12 protein-coding genes are annotated in these 13,629 nt (G+C 71.8%); 6 read left to right on the top strand and 6 right to left on the bottom strand.

Going from position 1 to position 13,629, the window contains the following annotated elements:
- The first annotated feature begins 1,099 nt into the window (after nt 1-1,099).
- Together ACNTMW_RS23705 and helR are read left to right on the top strand one after the other, a co-directional pair.
- Nucleotides 1,100-2,329: a glycosyltransferase gene (locus tag ACNTMW_RS23705; RefSeq protein ID WP_426635969.1), complete on the top strand. Its 1,230-nt coding sequence runs from the start codon at nt 1,100-1,102 to the stop codon at nt 2,327-2,329.
- A gap of 40 nt (nt 2,330-2,369) precedes the next feature.
- Nucleotides 2,370-4,514: an RNA polymerase recycling motor ATPase HelR gene (gene helR, locus ACNTMW_RS23700; RefSeq protein WP_426636025.1), complete on the top strand. Its 2,145-nt coding sequence runs from the start codon at nt 2,370-2,372 to the stop codon at nt 4,512-4,514.
- Nucleotides 4,515-4,652: 138 nt separating this feature from the next.
- On the opposite strand, the gene ACNTMW_RS23695 is transcribed toward helR, so the two are convergent.
- Entirely contained in the window at nt 4,653-4,859 is a 207-nt protein-coding gene (locus ACNTMW_RS23695; protein WP_426635968.1) for a DUF3072 domain-containing protein, read from the bottom strand.
- A gap of 89 nt (nt 4,860-4,948) precedes the next feature.
- Here ACNTMW_RS23695 and ACNTMW_RS23690 point away from each other — a divergent pair, with 89 nt between their 5' ends.
- On the top strand, nt 4,949-5,143 hold the full coding sequence (locus ACNTMW_RS23690) for a DUF2795 domain-containing protein (RefSeq protein ID WP_426635967.1): 195 nt from the start codon (nt 4,949-4,951) through the stop codon (nt 5,141-5,143).
- A 66-nt stretch (nt 5,144-5,209) separates the two neighbouring features.
- Here the strand turns inward: ACNTMW_RS23690 and ACNTMW_RS23685 are convergent, their stop codons facing one another.
- Nucleotides 5,210-5,368 (bottom strand): hypothetical protein, encoded by a 159-nt coding sequence (locus tag ACNTMW_RS23685; RefSeq protein ID WP_426635966.1) that lies wholly within the window; start codon nt 5,366-5,368, stop codon nt 5,210-5,212.
- Between the two features lie 66 nt (nt 5,369-5,434).
- Complete coding sequence (locus ACNTMW_RS23680) at nt 5,435-6,769, bottom strand: phenylacetate--CoA ligase family protein (RefSeq protein WP_426635965.1); 1,335 nt, start codon at nt 6,767-6,769, stop codon at nt 5,435-5,437.
- An 81-nt stretch (nt 6,770-6,850) separates the two neighbouring features.
- Between ACNTMW_RS23680 and ACNTMW_RS23675 the strand changes: the two genes are divergently transcribed.
- Nucleotides 6,851-7,966 carry a site-2 protease family protein gene (locus tag ACNTMW_RS23675; protein ID WP_426635964.1) on the top strand — a complete coding sequence of 372 codons (1,116 nt, stop codon included), beginning with the start codon at nt 6,851-6,853 and terminating at the stop codon, nt 7,964-7,966.
- Nucleotides 7,967-8,196: 230 nt separating this feature from the next.
- On the opposite strand, the gene ACNTMW_RS23670 is transcribed toward ACNTMW_RS23675, so the two are convergent.
- Complete coding sequence (locus ACNTMW_RS23670) at nt 8,197-9,582, bottom strand: HAMP domain-containing sensor histidine kinase (RefSeq protein ID WP_426636024.1); 1,386 nt, start codon at nt 9,580-9,582, stop codon at nt 8,197-8,199.
- A 38-nt stretch (nt 9,583-9,620) separates the two neighbouring features.
- Complete coding sequence (locus ACNTMW_RS23665; RefSeq protein ID WP_426635963.1) at nt 9,621-10,307, bottom strand: response regulator transcription factor; 687 nt, start codon at nt 10,305-10,307, stop codon at nt 9,621-9,623.
- A 36-nt stretch (nt 10,308-10,343) separates the two neighbouring features.
- On the opposite strand from ACNTMW_RS23665, the gene ACNTMW_RS23660 reads away from it, so the two are divergent.
- Together ACNTMW_RS23660 and ACNTMW_RS23655 are read left to right on the top strand one after the other, a co-directional pair.
- Nucleotides 10,344-10,850, top strand: a complete 507-nt coding sequence (locus ACNTMW_RS23660) for a hypothetical protein (RefSeq protein WP_426635962.1) — start codon at nt 10,344-10,346, stop codon at nt 10,848-10,850.
- Nucleotides 10,851-10,927: 77 nt separating this feature from the next.
- Nucleotides 10,928-11,746 (top strand): DUF1206 domain-containing protein, encoded by an 819-nt coding sequence (locus ACNTMW_RS23655; protein ID WP_426635961.1) that lies wholly within the window; start codon nt 10,928-10,930, stop codon nt 11,744-11,746.
- 165 nt (nt 11,747-11,911) lie between these two features.
- On the opposite strand, the gene ACNTMW_RS23650 is transcribed toward ACNTMW_RS23655, so the two are convergent.
- A complete protein-coding gene (locus ACNTMW_RS23650) occupies nt 11,912-13,423 on the bottom strand; it encodes a chitinase (RefSeq protein ID WP_426635960.1) in 1,512 nt (503 codons plus the stop codon).
- Nucleotides 13,424-13,629: the final 206 nt, after the last annotated feature.

The following is a 13,629-nucleotide window of genomic DNA, read 5'->3' as shown; positions in this document are numbered from 1 at the left end:
CATTCACTGGTCTACATGCTCCTTCAGCTTGGAGCGGGGTGGAGACAGTTGCCGGATTCCGCGTGCGTCAGGTGCGCGTGACGCTACGGAGGGAACGACCTTCGGCCGGGTGTAGGCGAGGAACGCGTTTCGGCCGGTCCCTAGACGGAAGCCAATGGAGCCGAGGAGGTCGGACGATGTGGGCGTGGTGGCGTAGGCGACGTCGACCAGCAGGAGAACCGCCTGCGGCTCCCCCGCCGACTCCGGTGCCCGCCTCTCGGCGGCCCTCGTGGATGGACTCGGAGACGGCCTTATACGACCCGGTGGACCGGGTCCGGCCCTACGTCGTTCGGGAGTGCGACGGATGAACATCCCTTACGACCTCGACAATCCGCCCGAGGAGCCACCGACCGGGTGCGATCCGCTCCTGTGGAAGGTCGCCTTCGCGCTTCGCGAGGAGCACACGGAAGGCCCGGACGGCTGGTGTGTGGCCGGAACCTGTCGTACTCAGGCCATCCTCTGGCCTGTCCTCGACGTAACCTCGCGGACGTCGGCCTTTTCGGTTCTGTGGGCGGGGGCGTCCAGCCTGCGCCGACGACGGTAGCCCGGACGACGATCATCCTTCGGAACCGTTACAACGAGCGGTAACCCGACGGCGCCTCGTTGGCGTGTTGAGCTGGTTGTCAAGGGGTGTCAGAGGCAGGCGGCGGTCACCGGTTGCCGTAGCGCGGGGGCAGCGGAACGCTGGCACGGAGGCCACCTCCAAAGTGGAGGCCTTGCCGCGTTCGGGCGAGTTCGCGTGACAGCCGCGGTCCAGCTGTTCCGACGCGTAGCAAGTCACCTATGACGCCGTTGGGTTAGTCGAGACCCGAGCCGAGCCACCCGTCCATCAGTACGGCGGCCGGCCTGCCCACCATGCCGCCGCAACGCCCGCTCACCTCCGGCCAGGTGATACCGGCATCGTGCGGTGAACGGAGAAAGACGACGAGCGAAAAAGAAAGAGGACCCACCGGCCCTCCCATTCTTAACGTATATCGCACATGGGGTCTTGCGGCAAGACCCGGGTCGTGCCGCAGAATCGTCGGCCTTGGCCAGAATCTGCGGACACGGGAGTCGCGAAATGCGTGTGTTGTTGTCGACGTATGACTCGCGCGGGGGCGTCGAACCGCTGGTGGCACTCGCGGTGCGGTTGCGGGAGCGGGGCGCGGAGGTACTGGTGTGCGCGCCGCCGGACTGCGCGGAGCGGCTGGCCGAGGTCGGCGTGCCGCTGGTGCCGGTCGGCCCGCCGGTGCGCCCGCTGGTGCACGGGGCGGCGCCGCCGTCAGCGGCGGACGTGCCCCGGCGTGCGGCCGAGCTGATCGCCGCACAGTTCGACACGCTGGCCCCGGCCGCCGAGGGATGCGATGCGCTGGTGGTGACCGGTCTGATGCCGGCCGCGGCCGGCGCGCGGTCGGTGGCCGAGAGGCTGGGCATCCACTCCGTGTACGCGAGCTACTGTCCGATCTTCCTGCCGTCGCCGCACCACCCGCCGCAGCCGCTGCCGGGCCGGCCGTTCCCGCCGGGCGTGACCGACCACCGGGTGCTCGACGAGTTGAGCGTGCGAAGCTACAACGCGCTGTTCGGCGAGGCGCTCAATGCCCACCGGGCGTCGGTCGGCCTGCCGCCGGTGGACGACGTCCGCGCCCACGTGTTCGGCGAGCAACCGTGGCTGGCGGCGGACCCGACCCTGGCCCCCTGGCAGCAGCCGGCAGGCCTCGACGTCGCGCAGACCGGCGCGTGGATCCTGCCCGACGAACGCCCGCTCCCGGCCGACCTGGAGGCGTTCCTGGACGCCGGCGCACCACCGGTGTACGTGGGTTTCGGCAGCATGCGCGCCCCGAAGGATATCGCCCGGGTGGCCATCGAGGCGGTCCGCGCCCAGGACCGCCGCGCACTCGTCGCCCATGGCTGGGCCGAGCTGGCCCCGGTCGACGACCGGGACGACTGCTTCGTCGTCGGCGAAGTCAACCAGCAGGCGCTGTTCGGCCGGGTTGCCGCCGTCGTACACCACGGCGGCGCGGGTACCACGACGACGACCGCCCGGGCCGGCGCGCCGCAGGTGGTGGTACCCCAGTGGGCGGACCAGCCGTACTGGGCCGGCCGGGTGGCCGAACTGGGCATCGGCGCGGCACACGACGGTCCGGCTCCGACCGTCGAGTCCCTGTCGGCCGCGCTCGGAACGGCCCTGGCCCCCGAGACCCGCGCCCGAGCGGCCGCCGTGGCCGGCACGATCCGCACCGACGGGGCGGCGGTGGCCGCGGAGATGCTGCTCGACGCGATCGGCCGACACAGGCCGCCGGTGCCCGCGTGAACCACCCGGATCCCCGATCGGAGCTGATGCCGTGAACCCCCTGACCACCAGCGCCTTCGACCTACCCGACCACCTCGCCGCCAAGGCCGACCCGGCGCTGATCGCCGGCGACGAGCGGCACTTCGCGGCCATCGCGGCGAGCCTCGCCCAGTCGATCGCCGACCTGTCCGACCGCCTCGATGCCGAGCGCAGGGCGTCCGGCGGTAAAGGCCGGCGGGCGCTGGACCGGGACCAGGAGATCCACCGGCTGACCGCGCGCCTGCGCGTACTGCGCCGCTTCGGTCTGGACCTGTGCCTGGGACGCATGGTCAGCGCGGACAACCCCGAGCCCGTGTACCTGGGACGGCTGGGCCTCACGGACGGCGCGGGTCGTCGGCTGCTGCTCGACTGGCGCTCCCCGGCGGCCGAGCCGTTCTTCGCGGCGACCCACGCCAACCCGATGGGTCTGGCGAGCCGTCGCAGGTACCGCTGGACCCGAGGCCGGATCACCGACTACTGGGACGAGGTGTTCACCCCGGACGGGCTCGACGGGCACGCCGCGCTCGACGACCAGTCCGCCTTCATCGCCAGCCTCGGCGGCAGCCGGTCGGCCACGATGCGGGACGTACTCGGCACCATCCAGGCCGACCAGGACGCCATCATCCGCGCCGGATCGCACGGCGCACTCGTCGTCGACGGCGGACCGGGTACGGGGAAGACCGTCGTGGCGCTGCACCGCACCGCGTACCTCCTCTACTCCGACCCTCGACTCGGTCACCGCCGCGGCGGCGTGCTGTTCGTCGGTCCGCACCAGCCCTATCTGGCCTATGTCGCCGACGTCCTCCCCAACCTCGGGGAGGAGGACGTGCAGACCTGCACCCTGCGGGATCTCGTCGTCGAGGGAGCCGCGGCGGCGACCGAGACCGACCCGGACACCGCCCGCCTGAAGTCGTCCGCGGATCTGGTGAAGGCGATCGACGCGGCCGTCAGGTTCTACGAGGAACCGCCCACCGAGCCGATGACGGTCACGACCGGCGAGTCCGACATCTGGCTCGCCGCCGACGACTGGGCCGAGGCGTTCGACGCGGCAGAACCCGGAACCCCGCACAACGAGGCGCGCGACCAGATCTGGGAGGGGTTGCTCACGATCCTGATGAACAAGTACGACGGTGACGAACCGGCCGACCTGCTCCGCGGGTCGCTTGCGCGGAACAGGCACCTGCGCACGGCCTTCAACCGCGCGTGGCCGCTGCTCGAAGCGGCCGACCTCGTCGCTGACCTGTGGTCGGTACCCGCCTACCTGCACAGGTGCGCGCCGTGGCTGCGCCGCGACGACGTGGCGAAGCTGCAGCGCGCCGACCCTCGGGCCTGGACGGTGTCCGACCTGCCGCTGTTGGACGCGGCACGGCAGCGGCTCGGCGACCCGGAGGCGTCACGGCGCCGGCGCCGGCACACCGCCGTCGTCGCCGCCGAACAGGCGCGCATGGCCACGGTCGTCGACGACCTGATTGCGTCCAACGCCTACGACGACGGCGAAGGCCTGATGACGATGCTGCACCATCGGGACCTGCGGGACGCCCTGGTCGACGAGACCGCCCTGCCCAGCGCCGACCCCGACGTGCTCGCCGGCCCGTTCGCGCACATCGTCGTGGACGAGGCTCAGGAACTGACCGACGCGGAGTGGCAGATGTTGCTGCTGCGCTGCCCGTCCCGGAGCTTCACCATCGTCGGCGACCGGGCCCAGGCCAGGCACGGGTTCACGGAGTCGTGGCAGGAACGACTCACCCGGATCGGGCTCGACCGGATCCGCCTGGCCTCCCTGAGCATCAACTACCGCACGCCGAAGGAGGTCATGGCGGAAGCCGAGCCGGTCATCCGGGCCGTACTCCCGGACGCCAACGTGCCGACCTCCATCCGCGGCAACGGCATCCCCGTCGTACACGGACGCACCTCGGATCTGGGCGCGATCCTCGACACCTGGCTCGCCGCGCACGCCGAAGGGATCGCCTGCGTGATCGGCGATCCCACGTTCCGGGCCACGTCCCGCGTCCGGTCACTGACCCCGGAACTGTCGAAGGGGCTCGAGTTCGACCTGGTCGTCCTGATCGACCCCGAGGCGTTCGGCTCGGGCATGGAGGGGGCGGTCGACCGCTATGTCGCGATGACCCGAGCGACCGGGCAACTCGTCATCCTCACGAGCTCCTGAGTGCGGCACGCCGCGTGACCGGGTATCCGGCACGGGAGCGGGGCACGCGGCGTACCGGTGTCCCCGGCTGGGGAGCCGGCCACGGTGGGTCCACGGGCGGCCGGCCCCCGCGAGGGACGCGCCGGGGCCTTCCTGCGTTCACCCCCCGCGCCCGGTCTTCTCCTGCAGCTCGTCGATCTTCTTCGACGCCTCCGCCTTCGTCAGGTCCTCGGGCACGTCCTCGCCCGCCTCGGTGGCGAGCGTCGACAGGTAGGACCGCTGGGCGCCCGTGGGCGGCTCGTCGCCGGTCTTCCAGTCGTCCGGGTCCTTGATCGCCGACTGCGGGGTCTCACGCGCGTCGCTCATGCCTCCACCTTCCGGATCGTCGAACAGGTGTACTGATACCCCTCGGCGGTGTCAGGTATGCACGGCACCGGCCCGGGTAGGGGTCCGGCATGACGACAGTGAACCCGATCCAGTTGCAGAAGTTCCTCAAGGGCATCGACTACCCGGCCGACAAGAACACGCTGATCCAGCACGCCCGCGACAACGGCGCCGACGACAACGTCATACGCACCCTCGAACAGCTCCCCCGTGACCGTTTCAACTCCCCCAACGACGTCAGTGAGGCCATCGGGGACATGCGTTGATCCTGACCGAGAGACGGCGCTGGCCCACCGTTTCCGGCGGGCCAGCGCGGTCTCTCGGTCGACGGATTAGCGCCGCTGGTCGGCGGTCTCGTCCTCCTGGTCGACATCCCCTTCCGCCTGGTCGTGGTCGCCCGCGTGCTCGACCTGCGGCGACGTGGCGTCCTCGGCGGGGATGTCGCCCGCCTCCGGTACCTGCAGGCACGGCACCTGGTTCTCGGTCATCATCGCGCCTTACCCTCCCGGTGGCCGCCGCAATCCTCCCGGTAGCCGCCGCAACCCTGCCGCTCAGCGCTACCGCAATCCTGGAACCGGCGACTCGCCGCCCTCCCACCGGACCAGCCGGCGTGCCTTACCGACCTCCGTACGCGGCACCTCGCCCGGCCCGACGAGGGTCACCTCGCAGGACAGGCCGAGCCGCTCGCGCAGCGCGGCACCGAGGCGGGCGGTGACCGCCTCGACCGCCACGCCGCCGCTGTCGGCCAGCTCCGCGCAGACGACCAGCCGCGGCTGGGTGGCGCGGGCGTCGACCACGAGCAGGTACTGCGGCGCCACCGCCGGATCGGCCAGCACGACCTGCTCGACCTCACTCGGATACACGTTGACCCCGCGGATGACCAGCATGTCGTCGACCCGCCCGGTCAGTTTGCTCATGCGTACCGTCGTCCGCGCGCCCGGACCGGGCGTGCGGTCCAGCCGGGCCAGGTCGCCGGTGCGGTAGCGCAGCAGCGGCAGCGCCTCCTTGGTGAACGTGGTGAACGCCAGCTCGCCGAGCTGCCCGTCGGGTACCGGCTCACCGGTGACCGGGTCGAGCGCCTCCACGTAGAAGTGGTCCTCCTGCACGTGCAGCCACCCGTCGGAGTCCAGCGTCTCGCAGGCCACCCCGGGCCCGATGATCTCGGACAGCCCGTAGATGTCGAGCGCGCGGATGCCGAGCAGGCGCTCGATCTGTACCCGCATGGCGTCGGTCCACGGCTCGGCACCGTGCACCCCGACGCGCAGGCCGATCTCGTCCGGGTCGACGCCGGCCGCCGCGAACGCCTCGCCGAGGTAGACGGCGTACGACGGGGTGCAGGTCAGCACGTCGGGGCGCAGGTCCTGGATGAGGCGCAACTGGCGCTGGGTCATCCCGGCGGACGCCGGCACCACGGTCGCGCCCAGCGCACCGGCCCCGTGATGCACCCCGAGTCCGCCGGTGAACAGGCCGTACCCGTACGCGTTGTGGATCACCGACGTGCGGCTGGCACCCGCGCCGGCCAGGGACCGGGCCATGACGTTGGCCCACAGCGCCACGTCGGCGGCGGTGTACGCGACCAGCGTCGACCGGCCGCCGGTGCCGGACGAACCGTGGATGCACGCCACCTCGTCGGCCGGCACCGCGAGCATGCCCAGCGGGTAGTGCTCCCACAGGTCGACCTTGGTCGTGTGCGGCAGGCGCGGCAGGTCGGCGAGGGACAGCCCGGCGCCGGAGTCCACCCCCGCCGCGCGCAGCCGCCGCCCGAGCAGGCCGTCGGCGGCCAGCAGCCGGTCCACCAGCGCCCGTAGCCGGTCGGTTTGCAGGGCCGAGCGCTCGTCGACGGACATGGCTTCGGCCTGATCGAAGACGGTCGTTGAGCCAGTGTGGTCCATGGACCACACCCTAGGGGCGGGTCGTTCGGCACTGGAATCGATCACCCGGACGGAGGACCGTCGAAGACGGGAGGGGTGGCGATGACGCAGACGGTACGGCTGGGGCGGGTGGCCGGCATCCCGATCGGGGTGCACTGGTCGGTCCTGGTCATCATGGCGCTGCTGGTCCAGGGGCTCACCACCACGGTCCTACCCGCCAGCGCGCCCGGCCAGCCGCAGCGCACGTACTGGCTGACCGGCTTCGCCGCGTCAGTCCTCTTCCTGCTGTCGCTGCTGGCCCACGAACTGGCCCACGCTCTCGTCGCGCGGCACTTCGGCATCCGGGTGCAGCGGGTCACCCTGTGGCTGCTCGGTGGCGTCGCCGAGTTGACCGACGAGGCCCCGCACGCCCGCGCCGACCTGTTCGTGGCCGCCGCCGGGCCGCTGACCAGCGTGCTCGCCAGTGGGCTGTTCGCCGCGTCGGCCGTCGGCACGGCCCTGGCCGGCGGGCCTGCGGTACTCACTGCCGCGCTGATCTGGCTGGCACTGATCAACGGCGTCCTCGCGGTGTTCAACCTGCTGCCCGGCGCGCCGCTGGACGGCGGACGGGTGCTGCGCGCGGTCCTGTGGCGGCTGGGCGGCGACCGGGACCGGGCCAGCCTCGCCGCGGCCCGTGCCGGGCGTGGGCTCGGGCTGGTCCTGGTCCTGGCCGGCGTGGCCCAGGTGCTGTTCACCGGGCAACTCCGGGGCCTGTGGCTGGCTCTCGTCGGCTGGTTCCTGATGTCGGCCGCCACCGCGGAGGAGGCCGGTGCGCGGTACCGCTCGCTGCTGGGGAAGGTACCGGTGCGGGAGGTCATGAACCCCTATCCGCTTTCGGGCAATCCGGAGCAGAGCGTGGGCGACTTCACCCGTACCGTCGCCTCTCGGGCACATCACCGGGCGTTCCCGCTGCGCGACTGGTACGGGCGGCCGGCGGGCGTGGTGCGACTGGCCGACGTCGCGCGGGTGCCGCCCGACGCCCGGGAGAGCACTCCGCTGTCCGAGGTCGCGGCCGAGCCCGAGGCGGTACCGGTGGTGCCGGCCTCCCGCCCGGCCGCCGAGATCGCGCCGGCGGTGGCCCGCGGCGGCCTGGTGCTGGTGGTCGAGGACGGCCTGCTGGTGGGGATGGTGAGCGAGGCGGACATGGCCCGCGCCACCGAACTGGCTCGCCACGGGTAGCCGGACCGGGCGGACGTCACCGCTGGCCTCTCCGGTGTCATCGCCGACCTCCCGGGAAGTGTGCGTGCGGCGGAGCCGAACCGGGCCTTTGTCGGCTCCGCCGCGCGCGGGACGCGCCAGGCGCCGGGTGTGGGAACCAGTTAACGGGGGGTTTGCCCCGGCGCGTCCACGTGGGAACTGCACAGACCGTATCCGGTTGTCCGGGGCGGGCGAGACGGCTTAAACGAGACCTAAGGAAGATTTGCCGACCCGTGAAGCTGCCGGTCGCCGCCGCCCTTCTCGGCCCGCTTGCGCCGCCGTTCGGCCGGGTCGCGGGACAACCGCCCGACGAACCCGAACCGGGTCGGCGTCGGTGGCGTCCACTCAGCGTCGGCGAGCAGCACCACGATGCTGGCGCCGCCCAGCCGGCCCCGGGCGATGTTCACCGTCCCGTTCGCCCCGTACGCCACCCGCTTGACGATGTCGAGGCCGAGCCCGGTGGAGCCGTGGCTGGTCTCCCCGCGGCGCAGCGCCCGGTCCGGGTCGGCGATACCCGGCCCGCCGTCCTCGACCCGGATCGCCACGTACCCGTCCCGCCGCGACACCGCCACCTCCAGCGGCGCGCCCTGCGGGGTGTACCGGAAGACGTTGCCCAGCAGCGCGTCCAGCGCGGCGGCCAGCTCGGTGCGCGGCACCGGTACCGGCGCCTTGTCCTCGACGCCGATCGCCTCGCACCGCCGCCCCTGGTCGCCGGCGACGGCGGACCAGAACCGCAGCCGCTCCCGGACCACCTCGCTGGCGTCGCAGCGGATGGCCTCGCCGGGTTCCGGCCCGGCGGACAGGCTCGGCTTGCGGGCGGCCCGGATGATCTCGTCGACCTCCAGTTCGAGGTTGCCGATGGCGTGCCGGATCCGCTGCGCGGCGATGTCGTCGTCGAGGGTCTCGGCGTCCAGCCGCAGCGCGGTCAGCGGGGTCCGCAGCCGGTGCGACAGGTCGGCCACCAGTTCCCGCTCGTTGGCCAGCAGCACCTTCACCCGTTCGGCCATGGCGTTGAAGGCCAGCCCCGCCTCGACCAGCTCGCGCGGGCCGGTCGGTTCGACCCGCACGTCGAGCTCGCCGTCGCCCAGCGCGCTCGCGGCCGCGGCGAGCCCGCGCGCCGACCCGACCACCTTCGCGGCCAGCCGGTCACCGACGAACACCGATGCGATGACCAGGCCGATCGCGACGGCGGACAGGGCGTACCAGGCACCGTGCACGCCCCGCGTCAGCTCACTGTCGGGTACGAACACCTCGACCACGGCGGTCCGGTTGGCACCCACGTCGACCGGCTCGAGGTAGGACAGCCCACCGGGTACGTCCACGACGAGGGACTTGAGCTGGCTGGCCGCCGAGGCGACCTCCTCGGCACGGGCGTGGCGCTGGCCGACGCTGCCGCCGTTGAGTCCGTGCACGGCGACCCGGCCAGCCGCCGGACCACCGGCGGCGGCGATCGCGCGGTCGACCGTGATCGGGTCGGTGGTGGTCATCAGGACCGCCACGACCACCGCGGTCTGCCGCTCCGCGTCGGCGAGCGCGCGCTCCCGCGCCAGCTGCGCGACGACCAGCCCGAGGGGGATGAGAAACGCCAGCGCCACCATGGCCGTCACGGCCACGCACACGTACGCCAGTGCCCGCCTCAGTCCGGTACCGCGAACTTGAAGCCGACCCCCCGCACGGTGTGTAGGAACCTCGGTTTCGCCGCGCTCTCGCCCAGCTTGCGACGCAACCAGTACAGGTGGACGTCGATCGTCTGGTCCTCGCCCACCGACGGTTGCCGCCATACTTCCTCCAGCAGCTCTCGCCGCGATACGACCCGACCCGGCCGGGCGGCCAGGTACGCCAACAGGTCGAACTCCTTGCGCGTCAATGTCAACGGCTGCTCGTCAAGGTACGCCTGACGCTGCCCGAGATCGACCCGGAGCGCCCCGGCGTCGATGACGACCGGCTCGTCGCGGCTGGCCCGACCGGCCCGGCGGAGCACCGAGGTCAGCCGGGCGTCCAGGTGGGCACTCGTGAACGGCTTGACCATGTAGTCGTCGGCGCCGGCCTTGAGCAGCCGGACGATCTCCGCCTCGTCGTCGCGTGCGGTCGCGATGATGATCGGCACGTCGGCGATGCCGCGCAGCATCCGCAGCGCGTCAGCCCCGTCGAGGTCGGGCAGACCCAGGTCGAGAACGATGAGGTCAGGCGTGTCCGCCGCAACTCTTCGCAGCGCGTCCAACGCCGTTCCCACCGCCTGGACCGTGTGTCCGCGATCGGTGAGCGAACGCATGAGCGCCGCGCGGATGATGTGGTCGTCCTCGACCAGTAGGACCGTGGCCATGGTGAGCACCGTAGCGGGTAGGGCAAGATGGGTCGCGTGCACCGACGGCTCGCGTACCTACTTGCATGGTCCGTAGCGGCAGCGATCACTGTCAGTGTTGCGTGGCTCGGCATCCGGTCGGTACTGGCCGCCGCCGCGCCGACCCGCACGGTACCCCTGGCGACCGCCCAACTGCGGCGGGTGGCCCCGGTGACCCCGCCCGACCGGTCCGCACCCCAGGTCAGCGGCTCGACATCGACGTCCGGCAGCGCCCGGCCGTCGGCCGACTCGTCCGCGTCCCCCTCGTCGGCCGGCTGGCAGGCCACCGGCGGCGGCGGGTTCCGGCGCTCCTTCCACACCGCCGGCGGAGATGCGACGTTCTTCACAACGAAGGACGCGGTGCAGGTCGAGTCGAGCAACCCCAACGCCGGCTACACGGTGAACGTGACCCGGTACGCGACCGACTCGGTCATGGTCTCCTTCTTCGGCAACCGCAAGACGTCGCGGGTCTGGGTGCGCTGGTGGAACGGCCCGTACGGAGAGGTCACCGAGAGCGTCGACTGACCCGCCACGCGGCCGGGCCGGACGATCACGGGCGTCGACGGGTTTGAATCCGCCACTGGCGGTGCACATACCCTGATATGACCACGACGCACTCGGCCACCGGGGCGGCGCGGCGGACCGCCGACAGCCGTCCGGCACGGCTGCTCACCCGGTTCGGTTTCCTCGCGTACGGCGTGCTGCACGGCCTGGTGGGCTGGTTGGCGCTGCAGATCGCCTGGGGCGGATCCGGCCGGGAGGGTGACCAGTCCGGCGCGTTCGCGACGCTCGCCGCGCAGCCGCTGGGCCGGGCACTGCTCGTCGCCCTCACGGTCGGCCTCGCCGCGCTGGCGGTCTGGCAGGCGGCCGCCGCCGTGGGCCACACCGACGAACAGGGCCGGCGTCGCACGGCGGAGCGGGTGTTCTCCGGCTCCCGCGTGATCGTGTACGCGGCGCTGGCGTGGAGCGCCGTGCGGATCGTCGCCGGGGCCGGCACGTCGAGCGCGCAGAAGCAGGAGACCGCGACGGCGACGCTGCTGTCGTCGCCCGGCGGCCACTGGCTGGTCGGCCTGGCCGGCGTGGTGGTGATCGGCTTCGGCGCCGGGATGGCGGGATACGGGCTGCTGGCGGAGTTCGAGCGCAAGCTGGAGCGGGCCCGGATGGGCCGCACCGCCGAGCGCACCGCGCGCCTGCTCGGCACCGTCGGGTACGCCGCCAAGGGGATGGCCTTCGGGATCGCGGGCGTGCTGCTGATCCTCGCCGCGGTCCACCATGACCCGTCGCGGTCGCGGGGGCTCGACGCCGCTCTGCGTACCCTCGCCGCCCAGCCGTTCGGCCCGTGGCTGCTGTCGGCGGTGGCGCTCGGCTTCCTGGCCTTCGCCGGCTACTGCGGCGTGCAGGCCCGCTACCGCAAGGTCTGACCCACAGTATCGGCCATAATCGTCACAACTTCCCGGAAGTCGTGGTCTCAGGCGGTATCCGAGGCCACGGTTTCCCGGAAGTTGTGCCGATCATGGACAGCGCCGGTGGGGTGCGCCTGGCCGGATGCGCACCCCACCGGCTTTTTCTGTTGGGGAAGAAGGTCTCTACGGGAGGGTGTTCAGGTGGCCCTTCACGCTCCGTGACCAGGTACCTCCGGCGGACTTGTCCCAGTTGATCGACCAGGTCATCGCGCCTCGGATCCCGGGCCAGGGAGTACTCGGCCGGAACCGGCCGCAGTTCGTCCCCTTGGCGAGGCAGTCTAGAGCGTTGTTGACCACCGATGGGTCCACGTACCCGCTCCCGGCGGCACTGGGCGAGGCAGGCAGCCCGATCGCCACCTGGTCGGGGCGCAGTCCCGCCTGGATCGCGGTGCAGGCCTGCGCGGTGATGAAGTCCACGGTGCCCTGGGAGTACACGTTGCCGTCGCAGCCGTTCATCGATCCCGAGTTGTAGTACTGGGTGTGCACGACCGTCAGGATGTCCTTGATCTTCAGCGCCAGGTTCAGGTACGTCGACTGCGGGTTCAACATGAAGATCGTCTCCGGCGCCATGGTGATGATGAGGCCGGCCCCCGCCTTGCTCCGCAGCGTCCGCAGCGCCGACGCCATCTGGTCGGGGTTGATGCCGTTCTCCAGGTCGATGTCGACGCCGTCGAAGCCGTACGTCTGCATCAGGCCGTAGACGCTGGTGGCGAAGTTGTTCGCCGCGGTCGGGTCACCGACCGAGACGGTGCCGTTCTGGCCGCCGACCGAGATGACGACCTTCTTGCCGCGCGAGTGCAGGGTCGCGATGTCGGCCTTGACGTCGGCATTGGTGTACCCGCCGAGCGCCGACGACAGTCCGGAGTCGACATTGAAGACGACCTTGCCGGGGCCGCTCGGGTCGGTGTCGGCGAAGGCCACCGCGATCAGGTCGTAGTCGCCCGAGACGTCGCGCAGCCGCTGGACGGCCGCGCCGTTGTTGAAGTTCTGCCAGTACCCGGTGAGCTCGTGCGCGGGCAGTGCGCCACCCGGGGGCGGGGTCGTCGGGCTCGGTGTCGGTGTGGTGGTCTTCGTCGGGCTCGGCGTCGGCGAGGCGGTCTTCGTGGGCGCCGGGGTGGTCGCCGTGGGGCCGGGGTTGCCGCCTGGGCCGGGCATGGTGACGTCGTCGGCGTAGTAGGTGCCCTGGCCGTACCAGCCGTGCAGGTAGACGGTGACGGCGCGGGTGCTGGCGCCGGTGGTGAACGTGACCGACAACTGCTGGTAACCGCCGTTGGTGCCGGGGGTCCAGGTGCTGGGGTCGGTGCCGCCGGTACCGGTCGCGCCGAGGTAGACGTAGGCGCCGTTCACCCAGGCCGACAGGGTGTAGGTGGTGTTCGGTGCGACCGTGACCGTCTGGGTGCACTGCGCGTTGTCGCTGTTCGTCGTGGCTCCGGCGAGAGCCAGGCTGCCCGAGTGGGCGTGGCCGGTGACGGCCGAGGCGGTCGCCGGGCACGACCAGCCGGACAGGCCGGACTCGAAGCCCGGGTTGGTGATCGTGTTGGTGTCCGCCGCGGCCGGCCCCACGATCAGGGCGACCGCGCCGGCGACGGTGGCCGCGACCGCACCGACGGCCAGCACACGTTGGTATCCGCGCATGAACGCACTCCTTCGGACGCGGCACACGGCCGCTTGCGTGGGCACCGATGCAACTCGACGGGCGGTTTAATGTCAAGCTTTCTTAACTATTCCTTCAGGTATTGCCGAAGGTCGATACGGAGCGCTACCGTGCCGGATTAGTTAGGAAACTTTTTCGTACTGCCCGGAAGCCCCCGGGGTCGGGTGGGACAGCCCCCCGACCCCGG

The organism is Planosporangium spinosum, from assembly GCF_049999945.1.
In the GTDB taxonomy this organism is placed as follows: Bacteria; Actinomycetota; Actinomycetes; order Mycobacteriales; family Micromonosporaceae; genus Planosporangium; species Planosporangium spinosum.
Note: the sequence above shows the minus strand (reverse complement) of the source record. Positions and strands in the feature narration are given on the sequence as shown.